Raw genomic sequence first — 12,911 nt, 5'->3', positions numbered from 1 at the left:
TTCGATCGCAAAAGGAAGGACGCGGCATCATGGCACCACGCAAGATCATCATCGATACCGATCCGGGCCAGGACGACGCCTTCGCCATCCTCTTCGCACTGGGGTCGCCTGATGAACTCGACGTGGTCGGCATCACCACGGTCGGCGGCAACGTGCCGCTTGCCCTGACCTCGAAGAATGCGCTGAAAGTCGTCGAACTCGCCGGGCGGCCCGATGTGCCCGTTTATGCCGGCTGCCCGGCGCCGATGGTGCGCAAGCTGATCACCGCCGAATATGTCCATGGGGAAACCGGCCTCGACGGCGCCGACCTTGCCGAACCGGTGACGCCGCTGCGGGGCGAACACGCGGTGAACTACATGGTGCGCACCATCATGGACGCGCCGGAAGGCGAATTGACCGTTTGCACGCTCGGGCCAATGACGAATCTGGCCATGGCCATGACCATGGAGCCGAGGATCGTGCCCCGTCTGCGCGAAGTGGTGCTGATGGGCGGCGGCTTCTTCCAGGGTGGCAACGCGACGCCGGCGGCTGAGTTCAACATCTTCGTCGACCCGCATGCCGCGCACAAGGTGTTCGACAGCGGCGCGCCGGTGACCATGGCGGGCATCGATTGCACCTACACGGCGCTGATGACGCCTGAGTGGCTCGACCGCCTGCGCGCAAGCGGCAGCCGCGCGGCGATCGAGGCCGCGAACCTGGCCGACTTCTACCGCCAGTATGGCACCCACAAATTCGAGACGCCGGCACGCCCCATCCACGATGCCTGCGTCACCGGTTATCTCCTGGCACCGCAAATCTATGAACAGCGCCAGTGCGCGGTGACGGTCGACATTGTCTCGCCTGAGACAATCGGCATGACCGTCGTCGACTGGTGGCACGTCACCGGCCGGCGCAAGAACTGCAACGTCCTGCGGCGCATCGATCCCGCGCCGTTCTTCGAACTCATGCTGGAGCGGATCAGCGCATTGCCCTGAGTTGCGCCTTCCGCGATAGATGGACACTTGATGAGTCGCGAAGCGCATCGGAGCCGGCGAACGGTTTTGTGGGCGTTGCGTGTGCGATGAAGGTCTTGATCGGATGAAATCGGACAGCGCCCCGGCCAAAGGCAAGAGACCAGCCAAAGCCGCGGGACCTGGGAAGACGGCGCGGCAGACGCTGAGTCGCGAGGCCTGGATCGCAGCGGCGCGCAAGGTGCTGGAGAAGCACGGCATTGGCGAGGTCAAGATCGACCGCCTCGCCAAGCAATTCAAGGTGACGCGCGGCAGCTTCTATTTCCATTTCACCAGCCTGGCCGATCTTCGCGACGGCCTGCTGCAAGAATGGCGAGATATCAATTGCGAGCCCTTCTGGGCTATGCGCGAGATGCAGAATATAGACGGCCTGCAGTTCTTCACCGACATCGTGCATGTTTGGGTCGACGAGGCGCCGTTTAGTCCCCTGCTCGACCTCGCCGTGCGCGACTGGTCACGAACGTCGAAAAAGCTGGCGCAGGAGGTCAAGGATATCGATGACCTGCGCATCGAACTCCTGACCCGCTCCTTCCGCGCCATGGGTTATCCCGAGGACGAAAGCCTGGTCAGGGCCCGCATCACCTATTTCCACCAGATCGGGCAATATGCGCTGTCCTTCAAGGAGGACCCGGCGGTGCGCCGCAGCTACCAGCCACTGTTCGGCGAGGTGCTGCTGGGGCCGCTGGTGCAGGAGCCGGGTTCGGCGCCACGGCCGGCGGAAATACGGCGCGGGCGGCGTTAGCGGACGAGGCATCCCGTCAACCCGTTAGGGGTATCGCGATGCCGGCATGGTGACTTCCCAACTGCCAGAAGGGTAGCTGGAACCGCTCGCGCTGCGCTTCGACGATATGAAAGCCCGCCGTCCGGATCAGGTGCAATGGATCGCGATTGAGGTGGCAGCCGCCGGCGAGCCGGCCCCATATCAGGTTCAGACGCTCTTGCCACCGGCGGCAACGCGGCCCTTCGGCCTGGCCGTGCTCGATGAAGATCAGCCGGCCCGTGGGCTTGAGGATGCGCCGGATCTCGGTCAGCGCCGCCTCGGGGTCCGGAATGGTGCAGAAGGCATAGGTGACGACCACCGTGTCGGCGAAGCTGTCGGCCAAGGGCAGCCTTTCACCGCTGGCCCTGATGCAGTCGACATCGAATGGCAGGGAACGGCTCTTCGGTTCGGCAAGGCCCAGCATCGTGCCGTCGGGATCGACGCCGACCAGCCGCTTCACCCTGGCGGCGTCGTAATGGGGAAGGTTCAGGCCGGAGCCGAAGCCGACTTCGACGACGACGCCCCCTGCCCGCGGGATCAGACGCCTTCGCATGTCCGTGAAAGCGTTGGCCGAACAGCCGGCGTGGACGAGGTAGGGAGCAATGCAGCGCGCGTACCAGGAGAGACAGGATTGGCACATGTCTCAGCCTCCTTGCCGTGTGTTGGCGGCACCGACAGGGCGGGTGAGAGTATTGACCAGTGACATTTCTCGCTCCAAGGGAGTCCCGTGATCGGGCCCGATCGGCCCGACGTCGTGGGAATGGATAGAAGGCCGGCGTCCCCTCAACGTCCCTGCATGGCCGTGGTCGGATCGATGGAGCGATTGGAATTCCGATTTCTGGGCTTTCCGGAGTTCCGGTTGAACGGCCGGCGGGTGGAACTCGCCCTGCGCAAGGCGGCAGCCCTCCTCATCTATCTCGCCGAGGCCAGCGGGCCGGTGGCGCGCGAGGTCGCCGCCACGCTATTGTGGCCGGAAGCCGACGAGCAGGCCGCACGCGCCCGCCTTCGGCGCACGCTGTACAAAATCCGCATCGCGTTCGGCAACGAGATCATCGCCGCCACAGGCGTCTCGCTAAGCCTGCACCCGGCGTTGTCCGCCGAGATCGACACCAGGATTTTCGAGCAGGCCTGCAATTCCGGCGCTCTCGACAAGGCAGCCGAGATCTACAAAGACGATTATCTCGCCGGCTTCTTGCTGCCGGACTGTCCGCAATTCGAGGAATGGGTCTTCTTTCGGCGAGAGACGTTGCGTGGCCGGCTGGTGCAGGCGCTGGAGCGGCTCATCGACGCCAAGATCGCCGACAGCCAGCCTCGTGGCGCGGTCGTTCACGCGACACGGCTGGCGGCACTCGACCCCTTGAGCGAAAGCGCGCACCGACATCTGATCCGTGCCCATCTGGCGGCCGGGGACAGGGCGGCGGCCGAGCGGCAGATCGACACGTGCATCCGGCTCTTGCGGGACGAACTCGGCGTAGTGCCGGACCCCGCCACGCTTGCCTTGCTGAGCCAGCCAACTCAGGACGCCGCCCTGGATGTGCCCAGGACGCGCTATGTCGCGGTGGGCGGCATCCACATCGCGTACCAGATCTTTGGCAGCGGCCCGACGGACATCGTGCTTGTTCCCGGCTTCATTTCACATGTCGAGCGTATCTGGGAAGACCCGGGTTGCCGCGCCTGGCTGACCGCGGTTTCGCGCCTGGGTCGCCTGATCCTCTTCGACCGGCGCGGCATGGGGCTTTCCGACCGCGTCGGTGCCCGCCCCACGGTCGAGGCGACGGCGCAGGATATTCTGGCGGTCATGAACGCGGCCGGCAGCCGCAGGGCCTTGCTGGTCGGCGCGTCGGAGGGTGGGCCGGGCTGTATCCGTTTTGCGGTCCAGCATCCAGATCGGCTGACGGGCCTTGTCTTGTGGGGCTCGCTCGCCAAAGGCAGCCGTGCACCTGACTATCCCCACGCCTTGACCATCGCGCAGTATGATCTGTGGAAGCAACGGCTGCTGGCGGGCTGGGGTGGCGCGGCGGAAATCGACACCTTCGCACCGAGCCTCGCTGGCGACCGCCAGGCGAGGACCTGGTGGGCCGGATTGCTCAGGGCAGCCTCCAGCCCGGGTGCGGTCGCCGGGCTGCTCGACGCGTTGCGGGACACCGATGTCCGTCACCTCCTGGCAAACGTCTCCGCCCCGACGATGATCCTACACCGTTCCGGCGACCGCGCCGTGCGCATCGAGGCGGGGCGGTTCCTAGCGACCAAGATTCCAGGCGCGCGGTTTATGGAGGTCGATGGCGACGACCACTGGTTCTGGGTCGGCGACCAGCAGGCGCTGCTCGACGGTATCGGCGCGCTTGTGCGACACGGCTGATCCGGCCTCACGCCGTCTTCTGCGCCACCAGCCCGAGTTCCTCGGCCATCGCCTGACGCATCAGGAATTTCTGCGGTTTGCCGGTCACCGTCATCGGCAATTCCGTGCGGAAGCGAATATGGCGCGGCACCTTGTAGTGGGCGATCTGGCCCGCGCAGAACGCCTTGATCTCCTGCTCGGTGGCGACCTGGCCGGGTTTGAGCACGATCCAGGCGCACAGCTCCTCGCCATATTTGGCGTCCGGGATGCCGAAGACCTGCACTTCCCGCACCTTGGGATGGCGGTAGAGGAATTCCTCGACCTCTCTGGGATAGACGTTCTCACCGCCGCGGATGAGCATGTCCTTGACGCGGCCGACAATGTTGCAATAGCCCTCGGCGTCGATGGTGGCGAGGTCGCCGGTGTGCATCCAGCCATCGCTATCGATCGCCTCGCGGGTCTTTTCGTCGTCGTCCCAATAGCCCTTCATCACCGAATAGCCGCGCGTACAAAGCTCGCCCGGCGCCCCAACCGCAACGGTGGCGCCGTCGACGGCGATCGCCTTGACCTCGACATGCGGGTGGATGCGCCCGACAGTCGAGACACGCTTTTCCAGCGGATCGTCGGTGCTGCTCTGGAACGAGACCGGACTGGTCTCGGTCATGCCGTAGGCGATGGTCACTTCAGCCATGTGCATGAGCGACACCACCTTCTTCATCACCTCGATCGGGCAGGGCGAACCGGCCATGATGCCGGTGCGCAGGCTGGAGAGATCGAAGGTCGGGAAATCCGGATGGTCGAGCATGCCGACAAACATGGTCGGCACGCCGTAGAGCCCGGTGCAGCGCTCCCGCGCGATCGCCTTCAGCGTCAGGCCCGGATCGAACCCCTCGCACGGGAAAACCATGGTCGCGCCCTTCGACACACAACCCATGGTGCCCATCGACATGCCGAAGCAGTGATAGAGCGGCACCGGGATGCAGAGCCGATCGTCGACGGTGAGCTTGATAGCCGAGGTGACGAAATTGCCGTTGTTGACGATGTTGAGATGGGTGAGCGTCGCGCCCTTGGGTGCGCCCGTCGTGCCTGAGGTGAACTGGATGTTGATCGCATCGCCAGGCTTCAGCCCTTCCGAGATGCGGTCGAGGCTATCATGCTCGTCGCGACCGGCCATGGCCAGCACGTCGCCGAAATTGAACATGCCTGGCGAGTTCTCCTCGCCCATACGGATGACGATCCTGAGCGCCGGCAATTTCGCAGCCTTCAGCTTGCCGGGTGTCGCCGTCGCGATCTCCGGCGCCAGAGTCTCGATCATGCCGAGATAGTCCGATGTCTTGAAGCTCGCCGCCGTCACCAGTGCCTTGCAGCCAACCTTGTTCAGGGCATATTCCAGCTCGGTCAGCCGGTAGGCCGGATTGATGTTGACTAGGATCAGGCCGATGCGGGCGGTGGCGAATTGCGTCACCAGCCATTCCCAGCGGTTGGGCGACCAGATGCCGACCCGGTCGCCCTTCCGGAGGCCGAGCGCCAGAAAGCCGGCGGCCAGTGCATCCACCGTGTCCGACAGTTCGCTCCACGTGAAGCGCTTGTCCTGGCCGACGAACACGGCGGCATCGAGCGTGCCGTATTTGCCGACGGTGTCGGAGAACAGCGCGGGAATGGTCTTGTCGAGCAGCGGCACTTTGCGGTCGCCCGAGACATGCGCCCTGCCATCGACCGGTGCAATAAAGACGCTGCCGGCGCGCGCGCCGCGTCCGCGCAGATTGGTGGCATTCTTCAGCTCGTCGAGATTGACCGGCATCGCTGTCTCCTCCCAAGACTGGCCGAACCTATCAGCCTGCCGGGACGCTGGAAATCCCGTCGATGGTACTGGAGCCCCTTCCCTGGAGGTCGCTATGCGACCGCTGCCGCCATTTTCGCGACGATGTCGCGCAAAACGGCGTCGTCGGCCGCTGCACGTGTCTTCCTCGACGCGACCAGACAGGCCTGCGACTTCAGCACGACGCCGTCGGCCAGCACCTTGAGATGGTTGGCGCGCAGCGTCGAGCCCGTGCTGGTGATGTCGACGATGACGTCGGCGAGGCCGGCCGCCGGCGCGCCCTCGGTGGCGCCGAGGCTCTCGACGATGCGATAGACCTGAATGCCGTGCTTTTGGGAGAAGAACTGCTGCGTCAGCCGCCAATATTTGGTGGCAATCCGCAGCCTGCGGCCATGGCGCTGGCGGAAATCGGCGGCGACATCGTCGAGATCGGCCATGGTGTCGACATCGAGCCAGATCTCGGGCACCGCGACCACCACATCGGCATGGCCGAAGCCGAGGCGGGCGACGATCTCGGCCCGCGCTTCCCAGTCAGCGAGATTTTCCCGCACCAGGTCCTCGCCGGTGATGCCGAGATCGACCGCGCCTTGGCCTATTTCGCCCGATATTTCGGAAGCCGACAGGAAGAGCACTTCGACATTGTCCAGGCCCTCGACGCGGGCATGATACTTACGCTCGTCGCCGGGCAGGCTGACGGCGAGGCCGGCCTTGGCCAACACCTCCAGCGCCTGCTCCTTGAGCCTACCCTTCGAGGGAACGGCGAGCGTGATCATGATGCCGCCCCCCGCAGCGCCTCGATGCGGTCGAGCCACACCGAAAAGCCGACGCCGGGGATCGCGGTCTTGGCACCGAGCAGCGTCAGCAACCGGTCGTAGCGCCCGCCACCGGCCAAGGCGCGCTCGCCGTCGGCGGCCGCGATTTCGAAGACGACACCGGTGTAGTAGTCGAGCGGACGGCCGAAAGCGGCGTCGTAGCGGATTTTTTCGGAGGGCAAGCCATGCGCCTCGATCGCCTTGGCGCGGGCCGAGAATTTTTCCAGCGCCGCACCCAGCGAAAGTCCGGCGCCGGCCGCGAAGGTTTCCAATGCCTGGGCCGCGCCATCGAGCGGCACGTCGATCGCCAGAAAATCTTTCAGCGCCGCGAAAGCCTCGTTCGACAGCCGCACGCTGCGCAACTCGGCTTTCTCGATCAGCCGCCGCGCGATATCCGACGGCGCGCGCCCGGCCGATGCTGACAAGCCGGCTTCCTCCATGCCGCCGGCAATATGCTGGGAAAGACGGTCCAGATCGCCATCGAGGACAAGCGCCGCGACCGGCCCGGAGATCTGGCTGTTGCGCTGTGGGTTGGCGAGGTCGGCGAGTGCTGCCTCCAGCATCGGCGCCGAGCCGAAGGCGCGCGCCAGCCGCATGCGCCAGCCGCGCGGCAGGCCGAGCGCCGCCAGCACCGCCTCGAAAATCGCCTGGTCACCAAGCGTGACGGCCAGCGACTGCCTGGGCAGCACCAGCGACAGCAATGCGTGTGCATCGGCCACTGAACGAGCATCGGCTTCGGCCGTGTCGCGGTCGCCGAGATCCTCGATGCCGGCCTGGAAGAACTCATTGCCGCCCTCGCGGCGCTGGCGAAACACTTCGCCCAGATAGGAATAGCGGCGCGGCGTGCCGGCCTGGCTGGCTATGTGGTCGAGGCAGACGGGAATGGTGAATTCGGGCCGCAGGCAGAGCGCCTGCCCGGTCTCGCTTTCGGTCAGGAAAATGCGACGGCGCAAATCCTCACCGGCCATATCGAGGAAGGGATCGGCCGGCTGCAGCACCGCGACTTCCACCGCATGCGTGTTGCGCGCGCCGAAGAGGGTGGTGATGTCGGTGGCGATCGCGGGGCGGGAGGTCATAGACAGGTTGGGCGCGAGGCCCCCCCCTCCGGCCTGCCGGCCATCTCCCCCGCAAGGGGGGAGATCGGCAGCTTCGGGCTCGGCGCGTTTTTCCCAACATCGGAGATTGGCGAAAACCTACGCGACATCCCATCTCCCCCTTTTCGGGGGAGATGGCCGGCAGGCCAGAGGGGGGTGCTCAAGCGCCACCCTTGGCGCGATCAGCGGCCTGCGCCGCCAAAATCTTCTTCACCTCGGCGACCAGTTCGCTTTCCGCCACGGTCACCTGGGCCGGCCGCGCCGCACGCCATTCGGCGTTGTCGGTGATCTCCGCCGACATACGCGCGCCTTCGATCAGGTCCTTGATCTGCAATTCGCCCTTGGCCCGCTCGTCGCCGCCCTGGATGACGGCGATGGGGCAACCGCGCCGGTCGGCATATTTGAGCTGCGCCTTCATGCCGGCGCCGCCGAGATACATTTCGGAGCGAATGCCGGCGGCGCGCAATTCCGAGACCATCTTCTGATAGCGGCCGAGGCTTTCAGTATCCTTGTCCATGACCAGCACGACGACCGGCGCGATCACTTCCGATACGTCCAGCTTGCCGAGGTTCTTCAGCGCCGTCATCAGTCGCGAGACGCCGATGGAAAAACCGGTCGCCGGCACCGGTTCGCCACGGAAGCGCGAGACCAGGCCGTCATAGCGGCCGCCGCCGCCGACCGAGCCGAAGCGCACGATCTGGCCGTCCTCGTTGGGGATTTCGGCCAGAAGCTCGGCCTCGAAGACGGGGCCGGTGTAGTATTCAAGGCCACGCACGACGGAAGGATCGATGCGGATGCGATTGCTTCCGTACCCGGCAGCGCGAACCATTTCATTGATGGCGGTGAGTTCGTTGATGCCGTCCAAAGCCAGCGGCTGTTCTGAGAAAGCCAAGCGCAATTCGTTTATTGCAAACCGGTTGCTCAAGACAGAAGTCTTTCCGTTGTCTTCAGTCGTCCGCCTGTCGTCGGAAATGACGCCTTCGGTGCCCATATTGTAGTCCCAAAACCCACCGGGAGCCCCGAAGACTTCCATCATTCGGTCAATCGATTGTTCGCTTAGTCCAGCTCCTTTGGTGAAGTCGCCACTCTCGTCCAATCGTCCCTTTCCAAGAAGCGCGCGGACGCCGTCTGTCCCAACCTTATCAAGCTTGTCGATCGCCCTCAGCACGGTCAGCCGGCGCCCTGCGTTCTCATCGCCACCGAGCCCAATCGCCTCCAGCACGCCATCGAGCACCTTGCGGTTGTTGACGCGGATGACGTAGTCGCCGCGCTTGATACCGAGCGCTTCCATGACGTCGGCCATCATCATCGCCATCTCGGCGTCCGCCGCGACGCCCGGCGTGCCGATCGTGTCGGCGTCGAACTGCATAAACTGGCGGAAGCGGCCGGGCCCGGGCTTTTCGTTGCGGAACACCCAGCCGGAACGGTAGCTGCGGTAGGGTTTTGGCAGGCGTTCGAAATTCTCGGCGACGAAGCGCGCGGTCGGCGCGGTCAGGTCGTAGCGCAGCGACAGCCACTGGTCGTCGTCGTCCTGGAAAGAGAACACGCCTTCGTTCGGCCGGTCCTGGTCGGGCAGGAATTTGCCCAACGCATCGGTATATTCGATCAGCGGCTGGTCGGCCGGTTCGAAGCCATAGAGCTCATAAACCGAGCGGATCGTCGCCATCATCTTCTCGACGGCGCGGATATCCTCGGCGCCGCGGTCGGCAAACCCGCGCGGCAGCCGCGCTTTCGTCTTTTCCGATTTGTCGGCCATAATCTGGGCACCCGATGTTCATGACTTCGTGACGCGGCAAATCTAGCGCGTTCACAGCGCGCGTTCCTAACCGATGAAGCCGGGAGCAGCAAGGGTTGGCGCCCGGCAGCGCACCCGACGAGATCAGGAAGAATCGAACCCCCCTGAAACAAAACACGCCGGAAATGAAACAATGCCGCCACGGGCGCGGCATCGTGCCGACACAATCGCGGCCGATATAGCGCACCGAAACGAAGAGGTTCGGGACATGACCAGCGCAACGGAATTTGAGGCCAACAGCGAGGCCGGCGAAGTGCCGACGCGCCTGCGCCCGGCGGGCACCCATGCACCGCAAATGGTTGGCCAGGCTGCCGGGCCGTTCGATGTGCCGGCAGGCACCAGCAAGGATCCTTCCTTGCGCGACGCGTTGGTGACCGGTCTGCTGGTGATCTATCCGACGGTCGCCACGGTGGCCGCAATCGTCGCCGGGCTGTTCCTGGCCAGCGCCAACGGCACCTGAGCTGCCCCCGGCTATTTCGGCCGCTGGAAAGCCTTCCGCTGCTGCTCGACCTCCTTACGGCACACGCAGCCTTCGAGATGGTCGTTGACCAGGCCCATGGCTTGCATGAAGGCGTACACGGTGGTCGGGCCGACGAAAGTCCAGCCGCGCTTTTTCAGGTCCTTCGAAATCCGAACGGAAACCGCGGTGGTCGGGTTGGCGCGCAGATGGGCGAGGTCGACGATCTTCGGCCGCTCCTCCTTGCCGGGTTCGAACTTCCAGAACCAGGCGGCCAGCGAGCCGAACTCATCCACCATCTCGCGGGCGCGTTTGGCGTTGTTGATGGTCGAGACGATCTTGCCGCGATGGCGGATGATGCCGGCGTTGCCGAGCAGGCGCTCGACATCCCTTTCGTTGAAGGCGGCGACCTTGTCGAAGTCGAAGCCAGCGAAGGCTTCGCGAAAATTCTCCCGCTTGCGCAAAATGGTCAGCCAGGACAGGCCCGACTGAAACCCTTCCAAGCAGATCTTCTCGAACAGCCTGCGGTCGTCGGCCACCGGCCGGCCCCATTCATGGTCATGGTAATGCAGATAATCGGGCAGATTGCCGTGCCAGAAGCAGCGCACGACACCGTCAGGACCGGCAAGCAGGCCGGTGTTTTCATTGCTCATCCCAAGAAATCCATCCGTTAACGCGCTTGCGCGCTGTCTTTACCGTGGCTTTACCAGATTCCTGAACCGGGCGGTAACCACACCAAAGAGTTTACTGACAGAACCGCATTTTACGCATTCCGATTCATGTTTCGGTTGCTGCTCGCCGCCAATGATCGCGCAAGCCGGGAGCGTTCTTGCCCGGCGTATTAGACGATCAAGGTGCGTTCCCGATGAAAAGAGTTCTGTTTCCCTTGCTCGGCGCCGTGGCTGTGTTTGCCGCCGGCGTCACACCCTCAATCGCCAACGACCGTTATGCCGACAGGCCGCCGGTGATGGTGAGCCCCGACCTTTCCGCGCCCTGGGTGCTGCAGCTCGGCCATGCGCCCGGAATCGTGCGGCAGAACCGACAGGCCGTGCAGCAGCAGCCGCGCCAGCGCACCGCGCAGCCGGCACAGCCCGACCGCGTGCAAACGGCCGCCGTGCAGGCGCCGGCCAAACGCATGGTCATGCGCCGGCAGATCAACCCCGTCTACCTGCCGCAGGAAGTTGCCTATGACGGCGCCCAGAAGCCGGGCACCATCGTCATCGATACCACGCAGAATTTCCTCTATCTGGTCGAGAAGAACGGCAAAGCGCGGCGCTACGGCGTCGGCACCGGCAAGCCCGGTTTCGAATGGTCGGGCACCCACAAGATCACCAACAAGCGCGTCTGGCCGGACTGGCGTCCACCGGCCGAGATGATCAAGCGCGAAGCGGCCAAGGGCCGATACCTGCCGACCTATCTGGCCGGCGGCATGGAAAACCCGCTCGGCGCGCGCGCTCTCTATCTCGGCACGACCGAGTACCGCATCCATGGCACCAACCAGCCCTGGACGATCGGCGGCGCGGTATCATCGGGCTGCATCCGGATGCGCAACGAGGACGTGGTCGACCTTTATGAGCGGGTCAATGTCGGAACCACCGTCGAGGTGATATAGTGGCGGCGAATCAGCCGGTTAAGCAGTGCTGAGCAGGTTTTGGCGCGCTGTTGCCCTTAAGTCATAGCGCACTTTTGGAAGACGTGCTTAGACTGGCAACGAGTTAACGGGGGACGGGCCGTGTGGGGATACGGCCAGTCACGAGAGGGCAGCACGGGTAACCGGGCTGCCCTTTTCGTTTCACGGTGCGACAGGTCGCCCCGGAGGCACGGTGTTTCGTTTTCAGGGCTGATTTCCGGGCCGTGCTCTGCTATTGCAGTGCACAATTTCCCCACCAAAGGTTCGAACCATGTCCCTGTCCGACGACAGCCGCTATCTCAGGGGCGGCCCGGTTGCCCAGCGCATCATCGCCGCCGTGCGCGAGGACGCGACCATTGCCAAGGCCGAGGGCTTTCCGCCCAAGCTGATCTCGATCACCGTCGGCGATACCGACGCCGTCGACGTCTATGTGCGCAACCAGCGTGCCAAGGCTCAACTCGCCGGCATCGATTTCGAGGAACGGCGCTTTCCCGCCACGATCACCTCAGGTGAACTCGAAGCAGCCATCCATGGGCTGAATGCCGATCCGCGTGTCACCGGCATCATCATCCAGCGGCCGGTGCCGGCGCATATCCCGATCAAGATGCTGCAGGCGGCCGTGCATCCGCTGAAGGACGTCGAGGGCATGCATCCGGCCTCGATCGGCAACATCGTCTACAACCAGCTCGATCTCGCGCCTTGCACGGCGGCTGCCTCGGTCGAACTGCTCAAGGAAACCGGCCTCGACCTCAAGGGGCTGGAAGTGGTCATCGTCGGCCATTCGGAAATCGTCGGCAAGCCGATCGCCTTCCTGCTGATGAGCGAAGGCGCGACGGTGACGGTCTGCCATCATATGACACGGTCGGTCGCTGCCCATGCGCGGCGCGCCGATGCGCTGTTCGTCGCCGTTGGCAAGCCACGGCTGATCAAGGCCGACATGGTCAAGCCGGGTGCCGCCGTCATCGACATCGGCATCAATTCGGAGGTCGGACCGGACGGCACGAGCCGCATCGTCGGCGACGTCGACACCGACAGCGTCAAGGAAGTGGCCTCGTGGATCACGCCGGTGCCGGGAGGCGTCGGTCCGCTGACGGTGGCGATCCTGCTGCGCAATACCATGGTCGCGCTCAGCCGCCAGCGCGCGCTCTACGAGGCGACCTACGGCACGTCGGACAGGCTTGCGGCGGAATAGCGCC

12 protein-coding genes are annotated in these 12,911 nt (G+C 64.6%); 6 read left to right on the top strand and 6 right to left on the bottom strand.

All coding sequences use genetic code 11. From position 1 onward, the window contains the following. Nucleotides 1–29 precede the first annotated feature (29 nt). Nucleotides 30–974 (top strand): nucleoside hydrolase, encoded by a 945-nt coding sequence (locus MESAU_RS13055; protein WP_015316515.1) that lies wholly within the window; start codon nucleotides 30–32, stop codon nucleotides 972–974. 103 nt (nucleotides 975–1,077) lie between these two features. Next, nucleotides 1,078–1,752: a TetR/AcrR family transcriptional regulator gene (locus MESAU_RS13050; protein ID WP_015316514.1), complete on the top strand. Its 675-nt coding sequence runs from the start codon at nucleotides 1,078–1,080 to the stop codon at nucleotides 1,750–1,752. A 16-nt stretch (nucleotides 1,753–1,768) separates the two neighbouring features. On the opposite strand, the gene MESAU_RS13045 is transcribed toward MESAU_RS13050, so the two are convergent. Further along, nucleotides 1,769–2,410, bottom strand: coding sequence for a class I SAM-dependent methyltransferase (locus tag MESAU_RS13045; RefSeq protein WP_015316513.1), 642 nt, complete (start codon nucleotides 2,408–2,410; stop codon nucleotides 1,769–1,771). A gap of 174 nt (nucleotides 2,411–2,584) precedes the next feature. On the opposite strand from MESAU_RS13045, the gene MESAU_RS13040 reads away from it, so the two are divergent. Further along, nucleotides 2,585–4,129, top strand: coding sequence for a bifunctional AfsR/SARP family transcriptional regulator/alpha/beta hydrolase (locus MESAU_RS13040; RefSeq protein ID WP_041163730.1), 1,545 nt, complete (start codon nucleotides 2,585–2,587; stop codon nucleotides 4,127–4,129). 7 nt (nucleotides 4,130–4,136) lie between these two features. Here the strand turns inward: MESAU_RS13040 and MESAU_RS13035 are convergent, their stop codons facing one another. From MESAU_RS13035 to hisS, 4 genes are all read right to left on the bottom strand, one after another. After that, entirely contained in the window at nucleotides 4,137–5,909 is a 1,773-nt protein-coding gene (locus tag MESAU_RS13035) for an AMP-binding protein (protein ID WP_015316511.1), read from the bottom strand. A gap of 92 nt (nucleotides 5,910–6,001) precedes the next feature. Continuing rightward, nucleotides 6,002–6,700 (bottom strand): ATP phosphoribosyltransferase, encoded by a 699-nt coding sequence (hisG, locus tag MESAU_RS13030; protein WP_015316510.1) that lies wholly within the window; start codon nucleotides 6,698–6,700, stop codon nucleotides 6,002–6,004. Beyond that, nucleotides 6,697–7,815 (bottom strand): ATP phosphoribosyltransferase regulatory subunit, encoded by a 1,119-nt coding sequence (locus tag MESAU_RS13025; protein WP_015316509.1) that lies wholly within the window; start codon nucleotides 7,813–7,815, stop codon nucleotides 6,697–6,699. Before MESAU_RS13025 ends, hisG begins: the two co-directional genes overlap by 4 nt. A gap of 178 nt (nucleotides 7,816–7,993) precedes the next feature. Next, on the bottom strand, nucleotides 7,994–9,589 hold the full coding sequence (hisS, locus tag MESAU_RS13020) for a histidine--tRNA ligase (protein ID WP_015316508.1): 1,596 nt from the start codon (nucleotides 9,587–9,589) through the stop codon (nucleotides 7,994–7,996). Between the two features lie 247 nt (nucleotides 9,590–9,836). Here hisS and MESAU_RS13015 point away from each other — a divergent pair, with 247 nt between their 5' ends. Next, nucleotides 9,837–10,088, top strand: a complete 252-nt coding sequence (locus tag MESAU_RS13015) for a hypothetical protein (protein WP_015316507.1) — start codon at nucleotides 9,837–9,839, stop codon at nucleotides 10,086–10,088. A gap of 11 nt (nucleotides 10,089–10,099) precedes the next feature. On the opposite strand, the gene MESAU_RS13010 is transcribed toward MESAU_RS13015, so the two are convergent. Then, nucleotides 10,100–10,738, bottom strand: a complete 639-nt coding sequence (locus MESAU_RS13010; RefSeq protein ID WP_015316506.1) for a DNA-3-methyladenine glycosylase I — start codon at nucleotides 10,736–10,738, stop codon at nucleotides 10,100–10,102. Between the two features lie 212 nt (nucleotides 10,739–10,950). Here MESAU_RS13010 and MESAU_RS13005 point away from each other — a divergent pair, with 212 nt between their 5' ends. Beyond that, nucleotides 10,951–11,697: a L,D-transpeptidase gene (locus MESAU_RS13005; RefSeq protein ID WP_015316505.1), complete on the top strand. Its 747-nt coding sequence runs from the start codon at nucleotides 10,951–10,953 to the stop codon at nucleotides 11,695–11,697. 289 nt (nucleotides 11,698–11,986) lie between these two features. Beyond that, nucleotides 11,987–12,907, top strand: coding sequence for a bifunctional 5,10-methylenetetrahydrofolate dehydrogenase/5,10-methenyltetrahydrofolate cyclohydrolase (locus MESAU_RS13000; RefSeq protein ID WP_015316504.1), 921 nt, complete (start codon nucleotides 11,987–11,989; stop codon nucleotides 12,905–12,907). The last annotated feature ends 4 nt before the right edge of the window (nucleotides 12,908–12,911 follow it).

It is taken from the genome of Mesorhizobium australicum WSM2073 (assembly GCF_000230995.2).
Classification (GTDB): domain Bacteria; phylum Pseudomonadota; class Alphaproteobacteria; order Rhizobiales; family Rhizobiaceae; genus Mesorhizobium; species Mesorhizobium australicum.
This window is presented reverse-complemented; position numbering and strand designations above follow the sequence as displayed.

What these genes read in the sequence shown, in the direction of transcription:
- MESAU_RS13055 (WP_015316515.1), top strand. Translation starts at nt 30, where the DNA reads ATGGCACCACGCAAGATCATCATCGATACCGATCCGGGCCAGGACGAC.
- MESAU_RS13050 (WP_015316514.1), top strand. Translation starts at nt 1,078, where the DNA reads ATGAAATCGGACAGCGCCCCGGCCAAAGGCAAGAGACCAGCCAAAGCC.
- MESAU_RS13045 (WP_015316513.1), bottom strand. Translation starts at nt 2,410, where the DNA reads ATGTGCCAATCCTGTCTCTCCTGGTACGCGCGCTGCATTGCTCCCTAC.
- MESAU_RS13040 (WP_041163730.1), top strand. Translation starts at nt 2,585, where the DNA reads ATGGAGCGATTGGAATTCCGATTTCTGGGCTTTCCGGAGTTCCGGTTG.
- MESAU_RS13035 (WP_015316511.1), bottom strand. Translation starts at nt 5,909, where the DNA reads ATGCCGGTCAATCTCGACGAGCTGAAGAATGCCACCAATCTGCGCGGA.
- hisG (WP_015316510.1), bottom strand. Translation starts at nt 6,700, where the DNA reads ATGATCACGCTCGCCGTTCCCTCGAAGGGTAGGCTCAAGGAGCAGGCG.
- MESAU_RS13025 (WP_015316509.1), bottom strand. Translation starts at nt 7,815, where the DNA reads ATGACCTCCCGCCCCGCGATCGCCACCGACATCACCACCCTCTTCGGC.
- hisS (WP_015316508.1), bottom strand. Translation starts at nt 9,589, where the DNA reads ATGGCCGACAAATCGGAAAAGACGAAAGCGCGGCTGCCGCGCGGGTTT.
- MESAU_RS13015 (WP_015316507.1), top strand. Translation starts at nt 9,837, where the DNA reads ATGACCAGCGCAACGGAATTTGAGGCCAACAGCGAGGCCGGCGAAGTG.
- MESAU_RS13010 (WP_015316506.1), bottom strand. Translation starts at nt 10,738, where the DNA reads ATGAGCAATGAAAACACCGGCCTGCTTGCCGGTCCTGACGGTGTCGTG.
- MESAU_RS13005 (WP_015316505.1), top strand. Translation starts at nt 10,951, where the DNA reads ATGAAAAGAGTTCTGTTTCCCTTGCTCGGCGCCGTGGCTGTGTTTGCC.
- MESAU_RS13000 (WP_015316504.1), top strand. Translation starts at nt 11,987, where the DNA reads ATGTCCCTGTCCGACGACAGCCGCTATCTCAGGGGCGGCCCGGTTGCC.